At 63.2% G+C, this 26041-nt stretch carries 22 protein-coding genes and 1 other RNA gene; 11 read left to right on the forward strand and 12 right to left on the reverse strand.

From position 1 onward, the window contains the following. Window positions 1-19: 19 nt before the first annotated feature. A complete protein-coding gene (gene ubiH / locus BN1137_RS17900; RefSeq protein WP_050719887.1) occupies window positions 20-1240 on the reverse strand; it encodes a 2-octaprenyl-6-methoxyphenyl hydroxylase in 1221 nt (406 codons plus the stop codon). 215 nt (window positions 1241-1455) lie between these two features. Continuing rightward, window positions 1456-2025 (reverse strand): UPF0149 family protein, encoded by a 570-nt coding sequence (locus BN1137_RS17905; RefSeq protein ID WP_050719888.1) that lies wholly within the window; start codon window positions 2023-2025, stop codon window positions 1456-1458. Between the two features lie 173 nt (window positions 2026-2198). Here BN1137_RS17905 and zapA point away from each other — a divergent pair, with 173 nt between their 5' ends. Next, window positions 2199-2531 carry a cell division protein ZapA gene (gene zapA, locus BN1137_RS17910; RefSeq protein WP_050719889.1) on the forward strand — a complete coding sequence of 111 codons (333 nt, stop codon included), beginning with the start codon at window positions 2199-2201 and terminating at the stop codon, window positions 2529-2531. A gap of 16 nt (window positions 2532-2547) precedes the next feature. Next, window positions 2548-2729: non-coding RNA, 6S RNA (ssrS, locus tag BN1137_RS22090), on the forward strand. Between the two features lie 219 nt (window positions 2730-2948). On the opposite strand, the gene emrD is transcribed toward ssrS, so the two are convergent. Beyond that, window positions 2949-4148 carry a multidrug efflux MFS transporter EmrD gene (gene emrD / locus BN1137_RS17915; RefSeq protein WP_050719890.1) on the reverse strand — a complete coding sequence of 400 codons (1200 nt, stop codon included), beginning with the start codon at window positions 4146-4148 and terminating at the stop codon, window positions 2949-2951. A gap of 624 nt (window positions 4149-4772) precedes the next feature. Here emrD and BN1137_RS17920 point away from each other — a divergent pair. The 6 genes from BN1137_RS17920 to BN1137_RS17945 all read left to right on the forward strand — a co-directional run bounded on the left by BN1137_RS17920 (window position 4773) and on the right by BN1137_RS17945 (window position 11667). Beyond that, window positions 4773-5789, forward strand: coding sequence for a LacI family DNA-binding transcriptional regulator (locus tag BN1137_RS17920; protein WP_050719891.1), 1017 nt, complete (start codon window positions 4773-4775; stop codon window positions 5787-5789). A 58-nt stretch (window positions 5790-5847) separates the two neighbouring features. Then, complete coding sequence (locus tag BN1137_RS17925; RefSeq protein ID WP_050719892.1) at window positions 5848-7335, forward strand: sugar ABC transporter ATP-binding protein; 1488 nt, start codon at window positions 5848-5850, stop codon at window positions 7333-7335. Continuing rightward, a complete protein-coding gene (locus tag BN1137_RS17930) occupies window positions 7316-8308 on the forward strand; it encodes an ABC transporter permease (RefSeq protein WP_050719893.1) in 993 nt (330 codons plus the stop codon). The genes BN1137_RS17925 and BN1137_RS17930 overlap by 20 nt, the downstream gene beginning before the upstream one ends. Window positions 8309-8401: 93 nt before the next feature. Further along, window positions 8402-9355, forward strand: a complete 954-nt coding sequence (locus BN1137_RS17935; protein ID WP_050719894.1) for a substrate-binding domain-containing protein — start codon at window positions 8402-8404, stop codon at window positions 9353-9355. Window positions 9356-9436: 81 nt separating this feature from the next. Then, window positions 9437-10522, forward strand: coding sequence for a sugar phosphate isomerase/epimerase family protein (locus BN1137_RS17940; RefSeq protein ID WP_050719895.1), 1086 nt, complete (start codon window positions 9437-9439; stop codon window positions 10520-10522). Continuing rightward, window positions 10519-11667 carry a Gfo/Idh/MocA family protein gene (locus BN1137_RS17945; protein WP_050719896.1) on the forward strand — a complete coding sequence of 383 codons (1149 nt, stop codon included), beginning with the start codon at window positions 10519-10521 and terminating at the stop codon, window positions 11665-11667. The genes BN1137_RS17940 and BN1137_RS17945 overlap by 4 nt, the downstream gene beginning before the upstream one ends. 307 nt (window positions 11668-11974) lie before the next feature. On the opposite strand, the gene BN1137_RS17950 is transcribed toward BN1137_RS17945, so the two are convergent. From BN1137_RS17950 to BN1137_RS17980, 7 genes are all read right to left on the reverse strand, one after another. Next, entirely contained in the window at window positions 11975-13396 is a 1422-nt protein-coding gene (locus BN1137_RS17950) for an ABC transporter ATP-binding protein (RefSeq protein WP_050719897.1), read from the reverse strand. Further along, window positions 13393-14199, reverse strand: coding sequence for an ABC transporter permease (locus tag BN1137_RS17955; RefSeq protein ID WP_050719898.1), 807 nt, complete (start codon window positions 14197-14199; stop codon window positions 13393-13395). The genes BN1137_RS17950 and BN1137_RS17955 overlap by 4 nt, the downstream gene beginning before the upstream one ends. 2 nt (window positions 14200-14201) lie before the next feature. After that, window positions 14202-15164, reverse strand: a complete 963-nt coding sequence (locus BN1137_RS17960) for an ABC transporter permease (RefSeq protein ID WP_050719899.1) — start codon at window positions 15162-15164, stop codon at window positions 14202-14204. Further along, complete coding sequence (locus tag BN1137_RS17965) at window positions 15161-16687, reverse strand: ABC transporter substrate-binding protein (RefSeq protein ID WP_050719900.1); 1527 nt, start codon at window positions 16685-16687, stop codon at window positions 15161-15163. The genes BN1137_RS17960 and BN1137_RS17965 overlap by 4 nt, the downstream gene beginning before the upstream one ends. A 236-nt stretch (window positions 16688-16923) precedes the next feature. After that, complete coding sequence (locus BN1137_RS17970) at window positions 16924-17589, reverse strand: glutathione S-transferase family protein (protein WP_050719901.1); 666 nt, start codon at window positions 17587-17589, stop codon at window positions 16924-16926. 31 nt (window positions 17590-17620) lie between these two features. Beyond that, a complete protein-coding gene (locus tag BN1137_RS17975) occupies window positions 17621-18229 on the reverse strand; it encodes a glutathione S-transferase family protein (protein ID WP_050719902.1) in 609 nt (202 codons plus the stop codon). Window positions 18230-18368: 139 nt separating this feature from the next. Next, window positions 18369-18827 (reverse strand): hypothetical protein, encoded by a 459-nt coding sequence (locus BN1137_RS17980; RefSeq protein WP_050719903.1) that lies wholly within the window; start codon window positions 18825-18827, stop codon window positions 18369-18371. A 199-nt stretch (window positions 18828-19026) separates the two neighbouring features. Between BN1137_RS17980 and suhB the strand changes: the two genes are divergently transcribed. Beyond that, a complete protein-coding gene (suhB, locus tag BN1137_RS17985; protein ID WP_050719904.1) occupies window positions 19027-19830 on the forward strand; it encodes an inositol-1-monophosphatase in 804 nt (267 codons plus the stop codon). A 216-nt stretch (window positions 19831-20046) separates the two neighbouring features. Here the strand turns inward: suhB and BN1137_RS17990 are convergent, their stop codons facing one another. Next, entirely contained in the window at window positions 20047-20922 is an 876-nt protein-coding gene (locus BN1137_RS17990) for a flagellar protein MotY (protein ID WP_198150666.1), read from the reverse strand. A gap of 231 nt (window positions 20923-21153) precedes the next feature. Here BN1137_RS17990 and rnt point away from each other — a divergent pair, with 231 nt between their 5' ends. Both rnt and BN1137_RS18000 read left to right on the forward strand, forming a co-directional pair. Further along, window positions 21154-21816 (forward strand): ribonuclease T, encoded by a 663-nt coding sequence (rnt, locus tag BN1137_RS17995; protein ID WP_050719905.1) that lies wholly within the window; start codon window positions 21154-21156, stop codon window positions 21814-21816. A 257-nt stretch (window positions 21817-22073) separates the two neighbouring features. Next, entirely contained in the window at window positions 22074-23396 is a 1323-nt protein-coding gene (locus tag BN1137_RS18000) for a Na+/H+ antiporter family protein (protein ID WP_050719906.1), read from the forward strand. 565 nt (window positions 23397-23961) lie between these two features. On the opposite strand, the gene BN1137_RS18010 is transcribed toward BN1137_RS18000, so the two are convergent. Further along, the gene (locus BN1137_RS18010; protein ID WP_050719908.1) at window positions 23962-25872 is read right to left on the reverse strand and encodes a DEAD/DEAH box helicase; all 1911 of its coding nucleotides are present in this window, start codon (window positions 25870-25872) and stop codon (window positions 23962-23964) included. Window positions 25873-26041 lie beyond the last annotated feature (169 nt).

The following is a 26041-nucleotide window of genomic DNA, read 5'->3' on the forward strand; positions in this document are numbered from 1 at the left end:
CCCATTGCCTGCGCCACACTCATCTCGTGGTCTGGCTGACGAAGCCCAGGGTCTGGGCCGCCAGCGGCGCCTTGAGGCAGGCAAATCGCCCCATCAGGGAGAGCGCCAGGTTGCGGCCCGCCACCAGCGGGGCATGACCATTGGAGAAGAGCTGGGCCAGGGCGGAAGTCAACCAGATGGTGTGCGCCTGATCGTCCTGGCGCTGACGCCAGTAGCCGCTCAGCACCTCGAAGCTGCCGATATCCTCACCCGCGGCCAACACCTTGGCCACCGCCTGGCTGAGCAGATCGAGATCGCGCATGCCGAGGTTGAAGCCCTGCCCTGCGATGGGGTGTAGCAGATGGGCGGCATTGCCCACCAGCACGGTGCGCTGGGCCAGCGGATAATCGGCGGCGGTCAGCACCAGCGGATAGACATGGCGCTGGCCGGTGCGTTCGAAGCGCCCGAGCCGCCAGCCAAATGCCTGTTGCAGGCGAGCGAGGAAGGCGTCGTCATCCAGCCCCATCAGCTCCTCCGCCTGATCCCGCCGCACGCTCCACACCAGGGACGATAGCCCGTCCTGCATCGGCAAGAGCGCCAGCGGCCCCCCTTCGGTGAAGCGCTCGAAGGCGCGGCCTGCCGGGTCCTGCGCCGTCTTGACCGTGGCGATGATGGCGCTCTGCTCATAATCGTGGCGGCTGACCGGCAGCTTGAAGTGCTGGCGCACGAAGGAGTTGCCGCCATCGGCCGCCACCAGCAGCCGGGTCTGGTAGCGCTCGCCGCTGGCCAGGGTCAGCTGTACTCCCTCTTCCAGCGGCTCGATCGTCGCGAGCTGGGCCGGACAGTGCATCGCGACCTGCGGGCAGGCGGCGATCCCTTGCTGCAGCGCGAGGCCCGCCGCCGACAGCTCGATCACCTGACCGAGTGCCGGCAAGCCGTATTCCGCCGCCGACAGGCGAGCCTGGCCGAAATGGCCGCGATCCGAGACGTGGATGTCGGTGATGGGGGCGCAGTGGGGGGCGAAGCGAGGCCAGAGGCCGTGCCGCTCAAGCGCCTCGCAGGTGCCGGCCGAGAGCGCGATGGCGCGGGCGTCGAAGCCGGGGTGCGCGTTGAGCTCCGGGGCGCTCGCCTCCAGCAGCAGGATCTGCAGGGGGGCACCGGTCGGCCCGCGCAGGGCCGCGAGGGAAAGCGCCAGCACGGCGCCACTCATACCGCCGCCGACGATAGCCACATCGACGTGAACCAGAGAGGATTGAGACATGAGATGAGGGGAAGCTGCTGAAAACATGAAGATGATGCTACCACAAAGCCACTCCCCTGGATGCGAAGCCACGGGCAAAAAACCGATCTGAGCCCCCCGCTGCGCCAACCGAACAGCCGGACCCTTTATGCAAAAGAGCACCGCCGGGTTCATACAAAAGAGCGCCACAGGGGCGCTCTTTTTTTCAGGCAGTGATAGTCATTCTCTTACGGGGATCAATGCAGGGTCGGCGGCGTGATCGGGGCATCCGGACGCTTGCCGAACTCCTCGAAGGTCATCATGACCCCGAGCCGCACGTGTTCGTAGAGCACCAGGAAGGAGGCCTCGTTCTCGTCATCCTCCTGATCGAACTCGGCGGAGACCTGGGTGATGCTGGCGATATCCTGGATCATCTCCTGCAGCTCTTCCGAGGCCTTGGACAACTCCTGCTGCACCACGCCAAAACCGGCAAGGAAGGCCTGGGACCAATCCACCAGCGCGTCGATGCGCTCATCGAGTGGCGCCTCGTCGCTTGGCAGCAACAGCTCGACGCCCTTCTGGGCCATCAGGCTCTCGATGGCCTCATGATAGAGCTCGGTCATCAGCTGGCGCACCGGTGCCGGCAGACCGAAACCGTCGTTAACGAGATCGTTAAAGGGGGGCAACCAGCTCTTGTCGTCCAGCGGGACGCCACCGCAGACCAGGCCGCAGATCACGCCATGAGCCTCGACAGCCGTTGCCATCAGCTCATGCCGTTCCATCAGATCGGCCACGGCCGCGTATTTCGGGGGGTTCGTTTTGCTCATCGAAGATCCGCTCAAAGTTCAGGCAAATATGCAAAATTTATGGTCAGGATCCTAGCATTCTCCCCCTTCTAGGGCCAGCAAGGCCTTGAAACTTCTGCATCTGCGCTATATAGTCCCGCCCAGTTGTCCACGTGGATAAAAGCGGGAATCAGCCCCGCCGTATTGAGGAAGGCATGAGCATAGAGGCTGTAGAAATCGTCATTCTGGGACGTCCCTACAAGGTATCCTGTCCCCTGGGACAACAGGATGCCCTGCGCCAGGCCGCCGACCAGCTGACTGACAAGCTCATCGAGCTGCGTCAACGCTCCAAGGTCTCCAGCAATGAACAGCTTGCTATCATGGCAGCGCTCAACTTCTGTCATGAGCTCTGCCTTGAAAAAGATAAAAACCACCAATATTCTGAGACCATGGACAAGCGCATCAAGATGCTGCAACGCACCATCGAAGCGGCCTTGATTGAACATGGACAGTATGGTGATTCTGGCGACGAGGGCACCAAGCCCTAAGCGCGACCCGTTTTAAAATTCCCTGGGATGTTTGTCAGCCGGTTCAAGTCCCCGAGCCGATAATCATACCCCCAAGGGGGTCTATCTTCTGACTATTGCGCATGCTCGGCCCGACCGAGAAGCCTGCGGCCAGTTTAGATCCCCGCCTTGAACTCACGGTTCAAGGGCCCAAACCGGCAACGGCATTCCGGGGTACCAACAGCAAAAAGCCCGTCAGCATCTGACGGGCTTTTTCTTTGCCTGAGTGGTGGGTTGCACTGCCTCTCGCCACCCCCTTAGTCATCTACCACTGTCGTATTACATTCAGGCAGTGCTTTCCTCTTATACGCCTTTCCCTCTCTCCCACACTGCCGGGTCGTCGGCGGATATAAAAAAGCCCGCCAGGGTTGGCGGGCTTTTGCTGTTTAACGAAAGGCGTCAGACGGCCATCTGCTCATGGGGCGAGCCGTGGTGGCGCAGCCAGGTGAAGCTCAATATCACCAGCAGCACCATCAGCGTCATGATGACCCCCAGGGTCACCTGCCCCTGCATCGGGAAGCAGGCGGCCAGCAGGGTGACTATCCCCGCCCCCAGGTTTTGCATGCCACCCAGGATGGCACCGGCCGTCCCGGCCTGACCCGGGAAGGGCTCGATGGCGCAGGAGGTGGCGGTCGGATAGAGGATGCCGCTACCGATGAAGTAAACCGCCGCGCCGCCCACCAGGGAGGCTGCGCTCACCAGCCCGAACAGACCGGGCACCAGTATGATGAGCGAGCCCAGCGCCAGGAAGGCGATGCCAAGGCGCATCAGCTTGCCCTGACTCAGGCGAAAACTCAGCTTGGCGGAGAGCCAGGCGCCAAACAGGTAGCCGGGTAGCGGCAGCACGAACAACACGCTCACGGTGCGGGCACTGAGTTTGAGCACATCGCCGAGCAGCACGCCCGCCGCTGCTTCAAATACCGCCAGCCCCGCGAAGGTCGCCATCAGGCACAGCAGGTTGCCCTGGAAGCGCGGGTTGCCAAGCACATGGCGATAGGCGGCGCCGACACGCAGCTGCTGTTGACGGGCAGTCACCGGCAGGGTCTCGCCAAACCAGGCCAGCAGGGCCAGGGTGGTCAGGGCGCCAAAACCGAACAGGAACCAGTAACCGGCGCGCCAGTTGAACAGCTCGGTCAACCAGCCGCCCAGCACCGGCGCCAGCAGCGGGGAGAAGATCACCCCCATGCTCACCAGGCTGTTGGCTCGGTTCAGCTCGGCGCCGCTGTAGCGATCGCGCATCACGGTCCGGCTCATGGCGCCGCCAGCGCCGGTCCCCAGCCCCTGGATGAAGCTGCCGATGAGCAGCGCCATGAAGCTCGGGATCAGCTGGATGGTCAGGGTACCCACCAGAAACACCATCATGCCGATGAGCAACACCGGGCGACGACCAATCCTGTCCGACAGCGGGCCATAGACGAACTGGGAGAGCCCGTAGGGGATCAGGTAACAGGCCATCACCGCCTGCAGCTGACCGGAGGCCACATGGAAGTCCCCCGCCATCATGGGAATGGAGGGCACATACAGGGTCTGGGTCATCTGACCCACGGCGACCATCAGGATGGTCAGGAAAAACAGAGGGTAAAAACTGTGCCGATACATATCTCAGTCCCGCAAATCATCAAAAAGCAGCCACGCCCCTGGCAGAAAACTGCAGAGGGGATCCAAACAAGGGTCAATCAAAGGTGAAAATACAAGGCGGAGAAACCGCACCGGCCGGGAGCAGGACGCTCCCTTGGCTTGGGCGTGATCTTAGTGATTCATGTCACAAAAAACGAACGAATCTTTATAATCGGCTTTCCCTAGTTTTTCTAATGTAACGGCGGTTTCTCCCCAGACTGGTATGAAGATCAAACAGTTATTGTCAGCCACCCGCCTTGCTTGTCCCTTTCACCGACTCAACACGACAGGGGCGGAGCCGGTGCCGGCAATCCATCAGGCCAGCAGAGATGCGAGATAAGAAGTCGTAGCGCAGTAGATGGCCAAATAACCACCAAGGCTTATTCAACGACAAGGCTCATACCACGCATTGAGGACAGTACTCGCATTGGAAAAATCGCCCGCCTGCGCCGGATTACCCCCTCCTTTTGCGGCGGCATCACCTTATAAAGCGTAATAAAATCATACGAATATATATTTGTTATTTTTTTGTTACCGCAAACTTGCGAACTCTCTCGGCCTCACCTAAAAATGTAATCGATTACATTTTACGCACAGGTATCTGGAATGAGCCGAGCCCCCGCCCCCGTCAACCCCGTCTCCATGGCCGCCGTCGCGGCGCGGGCCGGGGTATCGGTTGCCACCGTCTCGCGGGTGCTCAATCGTCAGGAGGGCGTCACCAGCAAGACCCAGGCCAGGGTCAACCGCGCAGTCGATGAGCTCGGCTACAGAGTCAATCATCTGGCCACCAGCCTGCGCACCGCCAAGAGCTGGCTGCTGCTCATCATGGTGCCCGACCTCACCAACCCCTTCTACATCGAGATAGTGCGTGGCATCGACCGGGTGGCCCGGCAGCACGGCTATTTCGTGCTGCTGTGCGACACCGGCGCCGATCCGGGTCGGGAGCGCTCGGCCTTCGAGCTGCTGCGCACCCACAGGGCGGATGGCGCCATCTGTCTGGATCCCGACTCCATCCAGCAGGGGCTGAGCCAGGAGATCAACGCGCTGCCCTGGGTCGCCTGCTGCGAATTTGATCCCGCCATGCCCGTACCCTATGTGGGTATCGATAACCAGGCGGCGGCGGCCGAGGCCGTCCGTTATCTGCTGAGCCGGGGCCATCGCCAGATCGCGCTGATAGGAGCGGATCCCGCCTACCTCTATGCCCGCCAGCGCGAGGCCGGGGTGCGCCAGGCCCTGGCAGAGGCCGGACTCACCCTGACGGAGGAGTGGAACATCCGGGTCACCCGTTTCAGCTTTGTGGCCGGGGCCGAGGCGGCGCAGCAGTTGCTTCGCTGCCAACAGCGCCCCAGCGCCATCTTCGCGGTCGCCGATGCCCTGGCCATCGGCCTGATGCAGGGTTTACAGGAGGCGGGTCTGCGCATCCCCGATGACATCGCCATCATGGGCTTCGATGACATAACCCTGGCCGCCCACCTCAATCCGCCCCTCACCACCATGGCGCAACCCATGGATGATCTCGGCGCCGAGGCGGCCCGCCTGCTGCTGCAACGTCTGAGTGCCCCCGACACCCCGCCGACCGGCTCTCTGCTTCCCCATCGACTCGTCGTCAGAGGCAGCGCCTGATGCCACTCACTCCCCTTCGCCAGCAGTCCGCTCGGAGCGAGCACCACAGGAGTACTCGATGAGCCTCAGTGTCGAATTTCACGGCGTCTGCAAGGAGTTTGGCCCCATCCGAGTGCTGCACGGGGTCGATTTCGACCTGGCCGCGGGGCGCGTCTACGGCCTGCTCGGGGAGAATGGTGCGGGCAAGTCCACCCTGATGAAGATCCTCGCCGGCTACGAGCCCATCAGCAGCGGGGAGATCCACATCGATGGCGAGGCGCGCCGCTGGATCTCCTCTCGCGAGGCGGAGCAGGCGGGAATAGTGCTGATCCATCAAGAACTCAACCTGGCCGAACACCTGACCCTGACCCAGAACCTGTTCCTCGGCCACGAGCTGAAACGGGGCTGGTTGCTGGACGAGGCCCGCATGGCGAGCCAGACCCAACACTATCTGGAGCTGGTCGGGTTGCAACGGGATCCCGCCACCCGGGTGCGGCAACTTATCGTCGCGGAGAAGCAGCTGGTGGAGATTGCCAAGGCCCTGTCGCGCCAGGCCAGGCTGCTTATCATGGACGAGCCGACCGCCACCCTGACCCCGGGGGAGACGACGCGGCTGTTCGCCCTCATCGCCAGGCTCAAGGCCCAGGGCACCACCGTCATCTACATCTCCCACAAGCTGGACGAGGTCAAGCGGATCACCGACGAGATAGTGGTGATGCGTGATGGCCGCTTCGTCAGCCGCGGCGAGACGGCGTCCCTCAGCCGCCAGCAGATGGCCAACCTCATGGTGGGGCGCGAGATGTCGGACATGTTTCCCCCAAGGCTCCCTCCCCCAGAGGACAGCGACATCGCCCTCGCGGTGAAGGGGCTCTGCGTCCCCGGCTGGGTGGAGAGCCTCGATTTTGAGGTGCAACGCGGCGAGATCTACGGCTTCGCCGGGCTGGTGGGAGCCGGTCGCACCGAGGCGTTTGAGGCTATTTTGGGCCTGCGTGAACGCCAGGCTGGCCACATCCAGCTGGCGGGCAAGGCCGTGCGCATCGACAGCCCGCGCGCCGCCATGCAGCAGGGGCTCACCTATCTGCCGGAGGATCGCAAAGGCAAGGGGCTGCACATTGACCTTGGGCTAACCGAGAACCTCACCCTGATGACGCTGGCGCGCTATGCCCACCCCTGGCTGGACAAGGGGGCGGAGCGGGCGGCCCTCGGCCGCGCCATCGATGAGTTCGGCATCAAGGCCGGCGCTCACTCGCTTCGGGCCCGCATGATGTCGGGGGGCAATCAGCAAAAATTGGCCCTCGCCAAGTTCCTGCACCCCGACCCCAGGGTCATCGTCCTCGACGAGCCCACCCGGGGGGTGGATGTGGGCGCCAAGCGCGACATCTATTTCCTGATCCAGCGGCTGGCCGCCGAGGGGCGCGCCGTCATCGTCATCTCGAGCGAGCTGATCGAACTGATCGGCCTGTGCCACAGGGTCGCCGTGCTGCGGGCAGGCCGCCTGCAGGCGGTGCTGCCCGCCCATCATCTGACCGAAGAGGAGTTGATCGCCTATGCAACCGGCACCCACTGAAACCCGCAAAGAGCGGATCTCCTCCCTGCTGTCGGGCACGGGCCCGCTGCTGGGGCTCATCCTGCTGTGCCTGCTCGGGACCCTGCTCAACCCCGACTTCGCCACCCTGGACAACCTGCTCAACGTGCTGACCCGCACCGCCTTCATCGGCATCATCGCCGTGGGCATGACCTTCGTTATCATGTCCGGCGGCATCGATCTCTCGGTCGGCGCCATGGCGGCCCTGATCGCCGGCGCCATGATCCTCATCATGAACCGGCTCGGCGCGGGGCCGCTGGCGGAGTCTCCCCTGCTGGTGGTGATCATCGGCATCCTGCTGGCCCTGCTGCTCGGCCTGCTGTTCGGGGCCGGCCACGGCCTGCTCATCACCAGCGGCAAGATTGAGCCCTTCATCGTCACCCTCGGCACCCTCGGCATCTTCCGGGCCGTGCTGACCTATCTGGCCGATGGCGGCGCCCTGACCCTGGACGATGCCCTCGGCGACATCTACAGCCCCGTCTACTACGGCAGCCTGCTGGGGATCCCCATTCCGGTCTGGGTCTTCCTGCTGGTGGCGCTGGCCGGGGGCTTGTTGCTCAACCGCACCGCCTTCGGTCGCCACGTGCAGGCCATCGGCTCCAACGAGCAGGTGGCGCGCTACGCCACCATCCGGGTCGATCTGGTCAAGCTGCTCAGCTACGCCCTGCTCGGGCTCTGCGTCGGCATCGCCACCCTGCTCTATGTGCCGCGCCTGGGCTCCGCCACCCCCACCACCGGGCTCTTGTGGGAACTGGAGGCCATCGCCGCCGTGGTGGTGGGCGGCACCTCCCTCAAGGGGGGCGAGGGGCGCATCTTCGGCACCCTGGTGGGCGCCATCCTGCTGTCGGTCATCAGCAACATCCTCAATCTGACCAGCATCATCAGTGTTTACCTCAATGCGGCCGTGCAGGGCGTCGTGATCATCATGGTCGCCTTTATGCAGCGCCGGCGTTGAGCTTGTGGTGGAAACGGCAGTAAGACGAGTGGCGAGGGCTCCCTTCGCCGGACAAGGAACGGGCAGCAGCCCAACAGTCAAGAGGCTATCAAGATGAACAAGATGCTACACACCCTGGGCGCCTGCGCCCTCATGCTTGGCGCCAGCAGCGCCCTGGCGGCCGAGAAGATGACCCTGGGGGTCTCCATCCCGACCGCCACCCACAGCTTCACCGCCGGCATCGTCTGGTGGGCCAACAAGGCCAAGGAGGATCTGGAGAAGGCCCACCCCGATCTCAAGGTGATCGTCAAGACCGCCGCCACGGCGCCGGAACAGGCCAACCAGCTGCAGGATCTGCTGACGGTCAACAAGATAGACACGCTAGTCATCTTCCCGTTTGAGTCAGCCTCCCTGACCAAGCCCGTGGCCCAGGTCAAGAAGAAGGGGGTCTATGTCACCGTGGTCGACCGGGGGCTGACCGACACCAGCGCCCAGGATGCCTACGTGGCCGGGGACAACACCGCCTTCGGCAAGCTGCCGGCGGAGTTCATCGCCAAGACCCTGAATGGCAAAGGGAATGTCGTCGCCCTTCGCGGCATTCCCACCACCCTGGACAACGAGCGTTACGATGCCTTCAGCGGCGTGATGAAGCAGCACGGGGAGATCAAGATCCTCGACGCCAAATACGGCAACTGGAACCGAGACGACGCCTTCAAGGTGATGCAGGACTTCCTGACCCGCTTCAAGCACATAGATGCGGTCTGGGCGGCGGATGACGACATGGCGGTGGGGGTGCTCAAGGCCATCGATCAGGCCAAGCGTACCGACATCAAGCTGGTGTTTGGCGGCGCCGGCGCCAAGGGGGCGATCAAGACCCTGATGGAGGGTAGCGATCCGCGCATCCAGGCCAACGTCTCCTACTCCCCCAAGTTCATGTATGACGCCATCATGCTCACCGCCGAGGCCCGCATCAAGGGCGAGCCCCTGCCGGCCAACACCATCATCCCCTCGGTGCTGATCACCCCGCAGACGGCCAAGGAGTTCTACTTCCCCGACTCCCCGTTCTAAGCAGCCACTGGCGATCGGCCCAGCCGATCGCCAGTCTGTCATCCGTGCAACCTTTCACCGCGCTTTGACGCAGGAGTGCCCATGAAGACCATCAAGGGACCGGCCATCTTCCTCGCCCAGTTCATGGGGGAGCAGCCGCCATTCAACAGCCTGACGGGCCTGGCCGACTGGGCCGCCGGCCTCGGCTTTCACGGCCTGCAACTGCCGACGGACCCGCGCCTGTTCGATCTGACTAAGGCGGCGGCCAGTCAGGATTATTGCGACGAGGTCAGCGGCCTGCTGGCCGAGCGGGGGCTGGTCATCACCGAGCTATCCACCCATCTGCAGGGTCAGCTGCTGGCGGTCCACCCCGCCTATGACAGCCTGTTCGACGGCTTCGCCCCCCCGGCGGTGCGCGGCAAGCCCGCCGCCCGCACCCAGTGGGCAAGCGATCAGCTCAAGGCGGCCGCCACCGCCTCCCGACGACTCGGCCTCAGTGCCCACGTCACCTTCTCCGGCGCCCTCGCCTGGCCTTATCTCTACCCCTGGCCCCAGCGCCCTGCCGGGCTCATCGAAGAGGCCTTCGCCGAGCTCGCCCGCCGCTGGCTCCCCCTGCTGAACACGTTTGATGAGGCCGGGGTGGATCTCTGCTACGAGCTGCACCCGGGGGAAGATCTGTTCGACGGCGCCACGCTGGAGCGCTTCCTCGAGGCGACCGGTAATCACCCCCGGGTCAACGTGCTCTACGATCCCAGCCACATGCTGCTGCAGCAGCTCGACTACCTCGCCTTCCTCGATCTCTATCACGAGCGGGTGCGCGCCTTCCACGTCAAAGATGCCGAGTTCAGGCCCTCGGGGCGCCAGGGCGTCTACGGCGGCTATGCCCCCTGGCTGGAGCGGGCGGGACGCTTTCGCTCCCTGGGGGATGGGCAGATCGACTTTGGTGCCATCTTCAGCAAGCTCGCCCAGTACGACTACCCCGGTTGGGCCGTGCTGGAGTGGGAGTGCGCCCTCAAGCACCCGCAGGACGGTGCCGCCGAGGGGGCCGACTTCATCCGCCGCCACATTATCCGGGTCGCCGAGCACCCCTTCGATGACTTCGCCGGCAGCGGCCTGGCGCGGGAAGAGGTCAGAAACCTGCTCGGCCTCGGCGCGGATCCCACCGGCAAGCAAGGAGATAAGCGATGACAAGACGACTGCGTCTGGGCATGGTGGGGGGCGGCCAGGGGGCCTTCATCGGCGCCGTGCACCGGCTGGCCGCCCGCATGGACGATCACTATGAGCTGCTCGCCGCCGCCCTCTCCGCCGATCCCGCCAACGCCCGGGCGAGCGCACTCGCCCTCGGGCTGGATCCGGCCCGCGCCTATGAGGATTACACCCTCATGGCCCGGGCCGAGGCGGCCAGACCCGACGGCATCGAGGTGGTGGCCATCACCACCCCGAACCACCTGCACGCCCCGGTGGCGCGCGCCTTCCTGCAGGCCGGGATCCACGTCATCTGCGACAAACCGCTGGCGCTGACCCTGGCCGAGGGGGAAGAGCTCGCCCTGCTCGCCCGCCAGCAACGGCGGCTGTTCGCCCTCACCCACACCTATTCGGGCTACCCCATGGTGCGCCACGCCCGCGAGCTGGTCGCCGCCGGCGCCCTGGGCGAGCTGCGCTATGTGCAGGTGGAATACCTGCAAGACTGGCTCGCCAATCCCATCCCTCCCGGCCAGAACAAGCAGGCGGACTGGCGGGCGGATCCCGCCCTGGCCGGGCGGGCGGGTTGTCTCGGTGACATCGGCACCCACGCCTACCAGCTGGCGGCCTTTATCAGCGGGCAGCAGCCAGGCGAGCTTGCCGCCCTGCTGCACAGCTTCGTGCCGGGGCGCCTGGTGGACGACCATCTGCAAGTCTGGCTGCGCTACCCCGGCGGGATGCGCGGATCGCTCAACGCGAGCCAGGTCGCCAGCGGCGAGGAGAACCGGCTGCAGATCCGCCTCTATGGCAGCAAGGCCAGCCTTGTCTTTCGCCAGGAGGATCCCAATGTGCTCTGGCTCACCCCCCTCGGCGGCGCCAGCCAGCGGCTGACCCGGGGCCGGGTGGCGAGCCCGGCGGCGCAGCACGCCAGCCGGGTACCTGCCGGGCATCCCGAGGGCTATCTGGAGGCCTTCGCCCAGCTTTACACGGACGCGGCGCTGCAGATCCACGCCCTCGAGGCGGGCCTCCCGCCCCCGCCCGAGAGTCTGGCTCTCACCACGGTCGAGGACGGGGTGGCGGGGATGCGCTTCATCGAAGCCAGCCTGGCCAGTCACGCCGCTGACGGACGCTGGCAGCCGCTCTCCCCCTGACACCGCCATGGGGGAAGCGCCTCGCCAGACAAGCCGGACGGCGCCATTCAGCCAGCGCCGTCCGGCGGCTCGTCATCTGTTGTACCCCTTTGATCTGATACATCTTTATCCCCTTGTTATCGCTGGACATCTCTGCTGGAGGCAGTTTATTGCGCCTAATTAGCGCCATTAATCAGTGATTTGTGTTGAAAAATAAGAATATTATGTTGCTATTTACGGCCTCTAGTGCACCCGAGGTGGCGGGGTCGCCTGCCTCACCAAGGTCTCGGAACCAGGCGCATGCTCAGGCCCCCGTCCGGCCACCGCATCACCCCGCCCGCCGTCCGCTGGCCAGCTCCTGGTTTGCCACCGTCTCTCCCAGCCGCAGGCAGCGATCACCAACCTTGTCGGCCAGCGCCTCGTCATGGGTCACCAGCAGCAGGGCGCAGCCTATTTCGCCGAGCTCCTCCAGCAGGCAGGCCATGGTCTGCTGCTGGCTGAGGGGATCGAGCCGGGAGGTCGGCTCGTCGGCAAACAGCAGCACGGGGCGCAGCAGCAGCGCCCGGATCAGCGACAGCCGCTGCAGCTCGCCGCCCGACACCTGGCCCGGCAGGCGCATCAGCAGGCCCTCGTCCAGCCCGAGCCTCCCTAGGTAGTCGGTCAGGCGCTGGCGGGGCAACTGATGGTGGCGCAGCAGATCGTCAAACAGGGTGCCGAGCCGCACCCGGCTGGCGAAGGCCTGCACCGGATCCTGATAGAGCTTCTGCCAGCGGTGAGGCGCTATCCCCTCCCGGCGCAACAACTGCCCGCGCAGCGGCCGCTGCAGGCCGAGCAGCACATTGCCGAGGGTGCTCTTGCCCGCCCCGCTCGGCGCCATGATGGCCAGCCGCTCCCCCTGCGCCAGTTGCACATCGAGATCCTCGAACAGCCGTTGCTCCCCGTAGCCCATGGTCAGCCCCTCGCCCCTCAACAGCCAGTCACCGGGCGCGGGCGCGCTCGCCCTGGGCCAGGCCCCGGGCTCCGCCGCCAGCAGCGCCCGGGTGTAAGAGTGGACAGGCTGGTGCAGCACCCGCTCGGCGGGGCCCTGCTCCACTATCTCCCCCCCCTTGACCACCAGCACCCAGCCCCCCAGCACGCGGGCCAGGGCCAGATCATGGGTGATGGTCAGCAGCTGGCTGCCTCGCGCCAGATAGCCGAGCAGCAACTCTTGCAACTTCGCGCAGGCCAGACGGTCGAGCCCCTTGGTGGGTTCATCGGCGATAAGCAGCCGGGCCTGCCCCAGGGTGGCCGCCGCAAAGGCGGCGCGCTGGGCCATACCACCGGAGAGCTGGTGCGGCAGGTGGCGCTCCCGTCCCGCCAGCCCCAAATGCTCGAGGGACGCCCGGGCCCGCGAGCGCGCGGTTGGCCCTCTGGCCAGCCAGCCCTCTTCCACCTGGCGCAGCAACCCCATGGTGGGATCCAGCGCCAGCACCGGCTCCTGTGGCAGCATCACCAGCTCTCGCCCCCACAGGGCCCGCAGACGATGGGGCTCGGCCAGATCGTGATGCTGGCCTGCCACCTCAAGCCGCCCCTGTGCTAGCAGGGGGGGAGGCAATGTGCCCATCAGGGCGTGGGCCAACAGGGATTTGCCCGAGCCGCTCTCCCCTATCAGGGTCAGGGCCGTGCCGGGGATGAGGGTCAGGTCCAACGCTTGTAGCAAGACTTGTCTGCCATCGCTCACCCGAAGACCCTTGATATGAATGGCCGTCATGCTGCGACTCCTTGTGAAGAACGGGGATGGGGAGAAACCTGCTGATTGAGCAGCACCAGCGCCAGCAGCATCAGCCCCATCACCATGATGGGCGCCAGCAACAGGCGGGGCGCCTCCTGATAGTGAGGCAGCGCCTCCGTCATCATCAGGCCCAGCTCCGGGGTGGGCGGCTGAATGCCCACGCCAACGAAGCCCAGGGTCGAGAGGGTCAGAATGGCTCCGGCGAGGCCGAACGCCATCATGGTCAGCAACTGGGGCGCCAGCACGGGCCAGAGGTGGCGGCGCGCGACATAGCCATTGCCAAAGCCGAGCAGCCGGGACGCCTCCACCTGCGGCGAGGCGAGCAGACTGCGACTGCGGGCCCGCACCACCCGGTAGTACTCCACCCATTGGGCCATCGCCAGACCGAGGTAAAGAATGGCGAAGCCGCCCTGGGCCATGGCGGAGAACAGCAGCACCAGCAGCAGGCTCGGCAGGGCCAGCACGCCGTCGGCCAGGCTGCGCAGCAGCCCGTCCACCCAGCCACCGCGCCAGGCGCTGAGCCAGCCAAGCAGGCAACCGAGCAGGGCCGCGGTCAGCACACAGAGGCTGCCAAGCAGCAAGGACAAGCGGGTTGCCGATCCGAGCCGGGCCATCAGGCTGCGGCCCAGCTGATCGCGGCCGAGCGGTTCTTGCCAACTGGGACCGGCCAGAAAATGAGCCAGATCCTGGGCCGCCGGATCGGACCAGGCGAGGGGCGCCAACAAGGCAAACAGCACCACCAGCAGGAGCAGCGCGGCCCCCGCCTTGACGGAAAAAGACATGATCAAGACTCCTTGGGACCACGGGGATCGATGGCGAGGCAAAGCAAGTCGGTCAGGGTGTTGAGCAGCACGAACAGCGCCGCCAGCACCAGCACAGTGCCCTGAACCATGGGCACGTCGCGCCAGAAGATGGCATGCACCAGCGCATGGCCGATGCCGGGCCAGGCGAACAGGCTCTCGACCACCACCACGCCTTCGATCAGGAGCACCAATTGCACGCTGGTGTAGGCGATGACGCTGACCCCGATGTTGCGCAGCCCGTGGCGCCAGAATACCCGCACCGGAGAGAGCCCCTTGGTGAGGGCGAAGCGGTAATAATCGGACTGCACCACGCTGAGCACGCTTTCTCGCACCACTCGGGCCAGCACGCCGGAGAGGCCAAGCCCCAGGGTCAATGCGGGCAGCCAGAGGTTGTGTCCCTCCCCGTGCCCGGCGGCGCGAAACCAGCCCAGCTCGACCGAGAGCAGTACCATCAGCACCAGGCCGAGCAGGAAGGGAGGCAGCGCCCGCATCAGCACACTCCAGGCCAGGATCAACCGATCGCAGAGCCCTCCCGGGCGCAGGGCGCTCAGGCTGCCGAGGGGCAAGGCCAGCAGCAGGGCCAGCACCACGGCGGCGAACGCCAGCGACAGGGTGGCCCCCAGGTGATGGGCAATCTCGCCCGCCACCGGCGCCCCTGTCACCAGGGAGTTGCCCAGATCCCCCTGCAGCAGGGCGCCCAGCCAGTCACCGAAGCGGGCAAGGGCCGAGCCGGTCAGTCCCGGCTCGCTGCGCACTGCGCTCGCGGCCTCGGCGGTGACATAGTCATAGCCGTAGCGGCCCGCGGCGATGCGAAAGGCGATGTCCCCCGGCAGGGATTGCACCATCAGAAAACAGAGCCCGGCCACCAGCAGCGCCACCGTCAGCGCCTGTATCAGCCGCAGGCCGAGGACCGCCATGACGGTCGGCCAGAGCGAGCCTGTCATGGCGCACTCCATGTCAGCCTGGTCAGATGGTAGCTGCGCTCCTGGGGATCCAGCGCAAAGCCCTTGAGCTGACGGCTGACCGCCGCACTCTGGCGATACCAGGCGATGGGCAGCAGCGGCAGCTCCTGTTGCAATGTGGTGGCGATGCCGAGGCGAAGCGCGGCGGCCTCCTTTGCCGGCAGCGTCTCCTTGCCAAGGCGGGCAAGATCTTGCTCAAGCGCGGGGGATTGCCAGTTCATCACTCCCCAGTCGGCCCCTGCGGGTGCCAGATCCCCCAGCAGGGTCACCAGCGGATCCGGCACCAGCGCATAGTTGCGGGCATAGAGACCGAGCTGGAGCGAGCCATCCTGATGGCCGGCCGGGATCTCGCTCGAGTTGCCCACCGCCACCTTGAGCTCGACCCCCACTTGCTTCCACTGCGCCTGCAACGCCGTCGCCAGCTGCGGCAACTCCGGGCGATCCGGGAAGGTGCGCAGGGTCAGGGCAAAGCGAGCCTGTCCCTTGTGCAACACGCCGTCGTCCCCCTTGTGCCAACCCGCCGCGGCAAAGGCCGCCTGCGCCGCCTTCAGGTCATAGGCGAGCGGGGTCAGGCCGGGTTGATGCCATTCGCTCAGGCTGGGTGGAAACAGCTGAGTCGCCGCCATCTCGGGATCCCGCAGCAGGGCGGTCGCCATGCCGCTGCGGTCGATAGCCAGACTGAGTGCGCGGCGCACGGCCGGATCACTTAACAGCGGATCGGCCCCATTGAGTTTGAGCTGTATGGTGCGTGGCAGAGTCACCGAGGCGATGGTAACGCGAGGGGCCTGCTGCAGGCGGCGGATGCTGACCGGATCCAGCCCCCAGGCGATGTCAGCCTGACCGCTCTCGGCCATCAGGGTGCGGCTCTCGGCGCGGCCCACCGTCAGATAGCTGACTTGCTCAATAGCAGGTTGGGCGCCATCCCACCCCTCGAAGCGGCTGACGTCAATTCGCTGCGGTTGCTGTAAACGGCTGATGCGATAAGGGCCGGAGCCAATAACCCGGGTCACCTCCCCCTTGTCGTCATAAGCCCCCTTCGCCAGGATCTGGGTACTGGGATGGGCCAGCACCGCCGCCAAGGAGGCGAAGGGCTCGTGGAGACTGATGAGCAGCGAATCCTCTTTTGCTTCAACCCTCTCGATAGGCACGCTTTGCAGCACGCCGGGTTTGCGCAAGGCCTGCTGCAAGGCAAACGCGACCTGCTCGGCACTCACCTCGCTGTCATCGTGAAAATGGGCGTGGGGGCGCAGCCTGAATTGCCAGCTCAAACCATCGTCGGACACTGACCAGCTACTGGCGAGGCCAGGTTGCAGTTCTCCCTTGTCGCCCACTTCCACCAGGGTCTCGGCGACCTGCAAGCGGGTGAAGAAGACCCCGTTACTGGCCGGATCCAGGCTGTGGATCTCCCAGGGCCCCACCATGGTGAGCGGCTTGCCATGGGCCGCACTCATCCCAACCAGCAGTGCCAGCGCGCACCAGCCTGAATAGGCATACTTTTTTGTCATTCCTTCCACCCAAACAATAATCATTATCAGCCAAAAGCGTTTCGTTATAACATAACATTTATTCGTGCAAAATAGCTTTCTTCTCTTGATAAATGGCTTATTTGACGGAAATGAACGATGTCATCAGCCCTTCAGATCAGGGCTTTGTCGAGATGGGTGGTGGGAAATATTGGGGTCAAAACGAGGGGGGAAGAACTGGAAAAAAGATGGCCCATCGCAGGGCCATCCTTGTCATCTTAACGAGTGACCATCTGTTGCACCCGTTTGGCCGCCTCTTCTGGCGTCTCTTCCTTGCGCGGCGGTATGTTGATGCCCTTCTGGCAGGCGGGCTTGGCGGCCATGCGATCCATCCAGGCCTGCAAATGAGTCAGCCCCTCGATGGAGATACCGCTCCAGTCATAGATCCGCACCCAGGGCCAGGTGGCGATGTCGGCGATGCTGTACTCGTCGGCCAGATACTGGTGGTGGGCCAGATGGCTGTCGAGCACCTCGAACAGGCGGCGCCCCTCTTTCTGGTAGCGCTCGATGGCGGCCGGGATCTTCTCGGGGAAGTAGCGATAGAAGACGTTGGCCTGCCCCATCATGGGACCGACGCCGCCCATCTGGAACATCAGCCACTGAATGGCCTGGGAGCGGCGCTTGGGATCTTGCGGCAGCAGCTTGCCCGCTTTCTCCGCCAGATAGAGCAGGATGGCGCCGGATTCGAACACCGCGAAGTCGCCGTTATCCCGGTCGACGATGGCCGGAATGCGGCCGTTGGGATTGATCGCCAGAAAGTCAGGCTTCTTCTGATCCAGCGCCGACAGGTCGAGGGGGATCACCCGATAGGGCAGCCCCAGCTCTTCCAGGGCGATGGTGACCTTGAAGCCATTGGGGGTTGCTGCGGTATAGAGATCGATCATCATGGACTCCTTGATTATTCACACATAGCCGTCAGGCCTGGGCACTCTGACGGGCACTGACCCGCTCGTGCCAAGCCTGAAGATGCCGTTGAGTGGGGGCGATGCGCAATCCCACCACCTTGCCAAAATCGATGGTACAGAGGGTCAGGATATCGGCGATGGTGAAACGCTCGCCGGCCATATAGGGCACCTCGGCCAGCCGCGCCTCCAGCTTGTCAAACCATGTCTGGGCATTCCTTTTGCACTCCTCGCCCCAGTCGGGGAAGACGGTCTCCCTATCCTTGTAAAAGCCGGTGATGTGGCGAAACGCCATGCCGGTCGGCAACCAGAGGTTGAACTCGATGAAGCGACTCCACATCTCTATGGTCGCCCGCTCAAGGGGTGTGCTGCCAAACAGATTGGGAGTGGGATAAAGCTCTTCAAAATAGCGGCAGATGGCGATGGTTTCACTGATGTGGGTGCCATCATCTAGCTCAAGCACCGGGATGCGCCCGGCGGGATTCTTGGCCAGAAAGTCCGGGGCCAGGTTCTCCCCCGCCCCCAGGTCCACCTGCTGGTACGTCATCTCGACCCCTTTCTCCGCCAGGAACATCCTGACCCGGCGGGCGTTGGGGGCACGCCTCAACTCATACACCTTCATGTCATTCTCCGTTGACAGTCGCTCTCATTCGCCGTGACACATCGACAATGCGGGGAGTAAAACAGATCGCGGCTGCGCAATACCGGTCAGTTATGACAAATATTGCGCCGCTTGAACAGCGATACCAAAGATAAGCTGACTAGCTGGGCAGCCCCATGGGTTGGCGCTGACGCAGCAGGGTGAGACGGGAAAGGAGGGGGAAATAGGACTCGAGCTTGCTCTGCAAGACGCGGCTGCGGGCGGGATCGGCCAGGTCTGCTTCATCCAGCACTATGCCGTTGGAGACAAAGTAGAAGCGGGGATCCCTGACATCCGGCCCCTGGGGCGAGAGGGTGTCGCTCTGCCGATACACCCGCAGCGGCAAGACCGGCAGGCCCAGCGATTCATTGCCAAGCGACCAGGACAGCTCGGGCCAGGCGGCATCATCCTCTTCCAGCAACAGAATGGCCGCCTCGCCTGGCTCGGGTTGCCATTGTGCGGGTTGTGAGACACGTACCTCGTTGAAATAATTCCCATATCCACTGGCGGCCTGCAGTGCGACCAACACTCCCTGCGCCGTCGCAGCCGCCGGTTTTTGACTAATCAATGACAGATTCATGGCTCATGTCCCTATGCTCACCACAGCCTGTTGTTCGGCTGTCGCGATAAGACTAGACCAAAAAGAGTCTTTATTGGAGCCGTCAGATCTGGCAGTCGCGAAAGTAAGGGGACGCATGTATATCGGTTGCCATTCTCAAATATCTTGGTAAGATACCGCGTCCTTTTATCCCCGTTCTTTAACATCCAGTGGTGAACCTATGCATCCGATGCTGAATATCGCCGTGCGCGCTGCGCGCAACGCCGGTCAAGTTGTAGTAAAAGCCTTCTCCCAGCCTGAGAACATCGAGGCTATCCAGAAAGGCAGCCATGACTTCGTGACCAACGTTGACCGTGACGCCGAAGCGGCCATCATTCACACCATCAAAAAATCTTACCCGGAACACAGCATCGTGGCTGAAGAGTCTGGTGAGATTGCCGGTACCAATCCGGATTACCAATGGATCATCGACCCACTGGATGGCACGACCAACCTGGTCAAAGGCATTCCGCACTTTGCCGTCTCCATCGCCCTGCGCGTCAAGGGCAAGACCGAACAAGCCGTTGTGTACGATCCGATCCGCGACGAGCTGTTTACCTCTACCCGCGGTAACGGCGCTCAGCTGAACGGCTACCGCATCCGCGTCGGCAAGGCCAAAGAGATGGCTGGCACCGTACTGGCCACCGGTTTCCCGTTCAAGCAGAAGCACCACATCGAGCCTTACCTGAAGATGTTCCAGAGCATGTTCATCGAGTGTGCCGACATCCGTCGCGCCGGCTGCCCTGCGCTGGATCTGGCCTACGTGGCCGCTGGTCGTATCGACGGTTTCTGGGAAATAGGCCTGAAGCCTTGGGAAACCGCCGCCGGTGAGCTGCTGGCCAAGGAAGCGGGTGCCATCGTGACCGACTTCGTCGGTGGTCACAACTACGAGAACTCCGGTAACCTGGTCGTCGCCAACCCGCGCGTCCTCAAAGAGATGCTCGGCAAGATCCGCGAGAACCTGCCGGAATCCCTGGCCAAATAAGCCAGCGTATTCTCGATAGAAAAAATGCCAGTCGGCTCAGCTGACTGGCATTTTTTTATGCCCGTCATGCGGGAATAAGGGGTCTTTAGGGATGGCTATTATGGTCAGGATATGAGGAAAATAACCCTGGATAGGCAGTGCAATATTTCATCAAAGCAACGTTTTACAGCATTAGGCGATATGCTGCAGAGGTCAGGCAGCATGGCTCACTGCCTGTCAGATGGCGCCGTTGCGGCCCATGTTGATCACCACTCGCCGGTTCTTGGCGCGGCCGCCTTCCGTTTCATTGGAGGCCACGTGCTGCTTCTCGCCATGGCCCTCCACCGAGATCTTGCCCTCCTCGATCCCCAAGTCCACAAACACCTGCTTGATGGCATCGGCCCGCTTCTCGGACAGCTTCTGATTGGGCCAGCGCCCGCCGTAGCTGTCGCTGTAGGCGTCGATCACCACCACGTCGATACTCTTGTCCGCCTTCACGTAGTCGCCGATCATCGCCAGCCGCCTGCGGGAGGCGACCGACAGGTTGTCGCTGTTCTTGTCATAGGTGAGCACGCTGAAGGCGATGTCATTGAAGTTGTAAGGCAGCAGGCCGCTCAGGCAATCCATGAAGGCCTGGTATTTGACCCGGAAGTTGACCGAGGAGAGCGACACCCGCACCGGCCTGTCCTGGCGATACCAGTCGCGGTACTGGAAGGTCGGCATGCGCCCCCCTTCCAGCTCGTCCAGCATGGTCCAGGCGGTTTGCCCCCCCACCAGACCGTCAAACTGCTGGTAAAACTGCAGCTGGCTTATCTCACGGCCAGCCACGCCCGGTCGCCAGATGGGCGGCATGATGCCGAGGCTCACGGTCTGGGTGCGCGCCTGGGGGCGCTGTCCCTTCAATTCGAAATCCAGATTGATCTTGCGACCGGCACGGCTGACGAAGGCGCCGGTGCCCCAGCGGGGAATGGGATGCTCGAGGCGACACTCGACCTGGCTATCGGAGGTCAACCGCCAGACGGATTGATCCAGGCCGGCACCAAATTCGGTGACTCCCGCCTGCAACTGCATACTCACGGATATGCTGACCAACCCTAACACCCAAGCATTCAATGGCTTGCCCTCCATACGATCTCGGATTAACTATCGGCAGGGGCGGCGCAAGCTTTAGCAACAAAGCGGGGCAAGGGAGGGAGAAAAGCTCAAAGGCGGGTCAAGTGCTGGCCGCGCCGCCGCATAATGCGAAAACCCAGGGGTCAGCGCGTCGCTTGGCCGTCGCTCGGGAGGGACAAGAGCGCGCTTTTTTGCCATAATGCGCCTTCCTTTCACGCCGACCGAGATACCATGACCGACGCCGTTCACACCCTCAAGGGCCGCTTTCGTGGCTTTTACCCCGTCGTCATCGATGTTGAAACCGCCGGGTTCAATGCCAGTACCGACGCCCTGCTGGAGATCGCCGCCTCTACTCTCAAGATGGATGAGCAGGGCTGGCTGGTACCTGATCAGATGTTTCATTTTCATGTCGAGCCATTCGAAGGCGCCAACCTGGAGAAGGCGGCGCTGGACTTCACCGGCATCGACCCCTTCAATCCGCTGCGCGGCGCCGTCAGCGAGAAAGAGGCGCTGACCGAGATCTTCAAGGGCGTGCGCAAGGGCATGAAGGAGCAAGATTGCGGCCGCGCCATCATAGTGGCCCACAACGCCACTTTCGATCACGGCTTCGTGATGGCCGCCGCCGAGCGCGCTGGCCTCAAGCGCAATCCATTCCACCCCTTTGCGACCTTCGACACCGCCGCGCTCGCGGGCCTTGCCCTGGGTCAGACCGTGCTGGCCAAGGCCTGCCAGAGCGCCCGCATCCCGTTTGACAACAAAGAGGCGCACTCCGCCCTCTATGACACCGAGCGCACCAGCGAACTGTTCTGTCATATCGTCAACCGCTGGAAGAGCCTGGGCGGCTGGCCGCCAGCCAACCCGGACGAGGCACCTGAGGCCGAACCCGAGGCATAGGCCGTTTGAGCCCTGCACAAACAGGCTGCCCCCAGGCAGCCTGTTTGTTTTGCGAGAGGTCGGCTACTGCTGCTGGTTTGACCAGAACGGGCACAGAACACCGCCTGCGGGTCAAATGCTGCCTATGATCAATTTTGTGCCACAAGATGCTGCCAAATAGCCTATTTGGCCGATTTTTTTCTCGACATTTGTCACGTTTTTCGCAAACTAACCGCTTTTCACATGACAGACAGCAACATAATAAATAAGGAAATCAAATGAATCCTGTTGTTATCGCGGTGGCGCTGATGCTGGTGCTCAGCCTGCTGCGGATCAATGTGGTGGTCTCCCTCGCCATCGGCGCCATCGTCGGTGGCCTGATCGGCGGACTCTCACTGGAGCACACCCTCAGCACCTTCAGCGGTGGCCTGGGGGGCGGCGCCGAAATCGCCCTCTCCTACGCCATGCTGGGGGCCTTCGCGGTCGCCATCTCCCGCTCAGGGATCACCGATCTGCTGGCCCGCAAGGTCATCAGCCAGCTCGGCAAAGATGCCAGCAGTTCGCGCATCCTCTGGGTCAAAACCCTGCTGCTCAGCTCGGTACTGGGGGTCTCCATCTCCTCCCAGAACCTGATCCCGGTGCACATCGCCTTCATCCCCATCCTGATCCCACCGCTGTTGCACGTCATGGCCCAGATGCAAATTGACCGCCGTCAGGTGGCCTGCGTCATCACCTTCGGCCTGACCGCGACCTATATGCTGCTGCCGGTGGGCTTTGGCGGCATCTTCCTCAACAACATCCTGGCCAAGAACCTGATCGACAACGGCGTTGCCGTAGAGCACAGCCAGTTGCCGCTGGCCATGGCCATCCCGGTGTTTGGCATGTTCATCGGTCTGCTGATCGCCGTCTTCTTCAGCTACCGCAAGCCACGCCAGTACGATCTGGACAAGATCCTGGCCGCCGAGCCGGAGACGGTGGATCTTAACCTCAACCACATCTGGGTCGCCCTGCTGGCCATCGCCGTGGCGCTGGGGCTGCAGCTGATGACCAACAGCATCGTACTGGGTGCGCTGGCCGGTTTTGTCATCTTTACCTGCGGCGGCGTCATCAAGTTCCGCGAGAGTCAGGACGCCTTCACCCAGGGCGTGCGCATGATGTCCCTCATCGGCTTCATCATGATCTCCGCCGCCGGCTTCGCCGCCGTGATGAAGGAAACCCACGGGGTCGAGAGCCTGGTGCAGGCCGTCTCCGGCATGATGGCCGGTCACAAGGGCATAGCTGCCTTCCTGATGCTGCTGGTGGGCCTGCTCATCACCATGGGGATCGGCTCCTCCTTCTCCACCGTGCCCATCATCGCCACCATCTATGTGCCGCTGTGCCTCCACCTCGGCTTCTCCCCGCTGGCGACCATCTCCCTAGTGGGGACCGCCGGTGCGCTGGGGGATGCGGGTTCTCCCGCCTCGGATTCGACCCTGGGGCCGACCTCCGGCCTCAACGCCGATGGTCAGCACGACCACATCTGGGACAGCGTGGTGCCCACCTTCGTCCACTACAACATCCCGCTCATCATCTTCGGCTGGATAGCCGCCATGGTGCTCTAAGCACCCGGCTGAGAGCACAGACAGATGCAATGCAAAAGGCGACCCCAGGGTCGCCTTTTGTTTATCCCGCTCACAGGCATCGTCGGGCCAGCGCTAGCCTCTTGCGCCGCCCTAGCATCACCAGCAGCAGTATCTGCAACGCCAACCGCAATTCACCTCCGCCCACCCCGAACCGGCCGCCTCATGACGCCACCGGAACCGAGCGCATTGCGAGCAATATGTCCGCCATGAGTTGGGTTATTGCCCGGCACCTCACAGGCCATCGCTACATTGCTGATGGGCGATAAGTGCGCTATCCCCACCCAGCAAGATAACCGCCAGCACAAATATCGCCATCACCCCTATCGAGGCATTCCCCCTGCCCTTACCCCGTTCGTTAATGCCTTTACCAACCACTGCTAGGCCCATCGGGCACAAGCCCATACCCGGTCTGGTCGACACCACGGCCACGGGATCGCTGCCTTAGCAGGTGACAGCCATCAGGCCAGCCAGCTCGAGCAAGATGAGTATTGCGCCCATAAAAAAGGCCGCTCAATGAGCGGCCTTTTATCAGTGCAATCAGGACTTAGCTATCGCGGCGCTTGTTGCCACCGAACTTGCGATCCTTGTTGAAGCCACCTTCACGGCGCTCCCCGCTCTTGTTGAACGGACGGTCACCGGCAGGACGGCGATCCTTGTTGAAAGGACGGTCCTTGTTGAAGGGACGATCGCTGGACGGACGGGGAGCAGTGTTGCTGCCGGCCGGCACTTCGGTGTAGCGGCTGATCTGCAGCGGACGCTGGCAGACACGGGCCTTCTTGATCACTTCCAGCACGTCGGCGGTCATGCCCTTGGGCAGGTCGACGGTGGAGAAGTCATCGGCGATGTCGATGTTACCGATGAAACGGCTCTCGATGTTCGCTTCGTTGGCGATGGCGCCCACGATCTGGCCCGGCTTGACGCCGTGATGGGCACCCACGTCTACACGGTAGCGCTCCATTTCCACGTCCGGGTTGTCTTTCAGCGGACGCGGCTCGAGGGACGGCATGCGACGGGCAGGACGATCACCACGGTCGGCGAAATCACGGTTACCGAACTCACGACCACCATCACGGCGCTCGAAGTCACGGCCACCACGATCGTTGCTGGTGTTGAAGGCCGGATCCGGGATGGACTCGTCCAGCAGCAGCGGTTGGTCGCCCTGTACCAGCTTGGCCAATGCAGCAGCCAGCTCCAGCGGATCGGCAGAATCTTCTTCGATCAGCTCGTTGACCAGGTTGTGATAGAGCTCAAGCTCTTCGCCCATCATGGTTTCCCGGATGCGCTCTTTGAACTTGGTCATACGATGCTGGTTGATGTCTTCGGTGCTCGGCATCTTCATCGGCTCGATGGCCTGACGAGTTGCGTGCTCGATGGCGCGCAGCATGCGGCGCTCACGGGGAGCCACGAACAGGATGGCCTCACCCTTACGACCGGCACGACCAGTACGGCCGATACGGTGTACGTAGGATTCGGTATCGTACGGAATGTCGTAGTTCACCACGTGGGTGATACGCTCAACGTCCAGACCACGAGCGACCACGTCGGTGGCGATCAGGATGTCCAGCTGGCCTTGACGCAGCTTGTCGACGGTACGCTCACGCAGTTTCTGCGGGATGTCACCGTGCAAGGCTTCACAGGCGTGGCCACGAGCGGCCAGCTTGCCGGCCAGCTCTTCGGCGGCGTTCTTGGTGCGTACAAACACCAGTACAGCCTCGTAGGGCTCGACTTCCAGCAGACGGGTCATGGCGTCCAGCTTGTGCAGACCGGTTACCTGCCAGTAGCGCTGACGGATGGTCGGTGCAGTGGAGGTCTTGGAGACGATCTTGATCTCTTTCGGCTGTTTCAGGTGCTTCTGGGCCACACGACGGATCTGCTCCGGCATGGTGGCGGAGAACAGGGCAACCTGACGACCGGCCGGGCACTGATCCATGATCCAGTCCACGTCGTCGATGAAGCCCATGCGCAGCATTTCATCGGCTTCGTCCAGCACCAGCGCTTTCAGGCCGGAGAGGTCCAGATTTTTGCGACGGATCAGATCCATCACACGACCCGGGGTACCCACGACAACCTGAGCGCCGCGACGCAGAGCGCGGGTCTGGGTTTCGTAGGAGGAACCACCGTAGATCGGCAGGACGTGGAAGTCAGGCATGTGCTTGGCGTAACGTTGGCACGCCTCAGCAACCTGCAGCGCCAGTTCACGAGTAGGTGCCAGCACCAAAACCTGGGTGTTACGGTTACCAGCTTCCAAACGAGACAACAGAGGCAAGGCAAAAGCAGCGGTCTTCCCTGTACCGGTTTGAGCCTGCCCCAGCAGATCGTGTCCCGCCATCAGGTGGGGGATTGCTGCGGCCTGGATGGGAGACGGGCGCTCATAGCCCACGTCCTGCAGCGCTTTCAATACAGGCGCGGCCAGTCCAAGCTCACTAAAAAGGGGCAGTTGTTCGGTATCAGACATAGATTCGATTCTTCCAGATTAAGGCAGGCGGCTAACACCGCGGAATAGCAAAAAGGCGGCGATTATAGCGCCACTTTGTTCTGCTGTCTTGAAAAATGTGATAAGCATCTCAAGACGTTGGCAATTATAGAGGGATCTCGCGACTATGGCTTGCTTATTTTGCACGCAT

Source organism: Aeromonas tecta (assembly GCF_000820185.1).
Taxonomy (GTDB): Bacteria; Pseudomonadota; Gammaproteobacteria; order Enterobacterales; family Aeromonadaceae; genus Aeromonas; species Aeromonas tecta.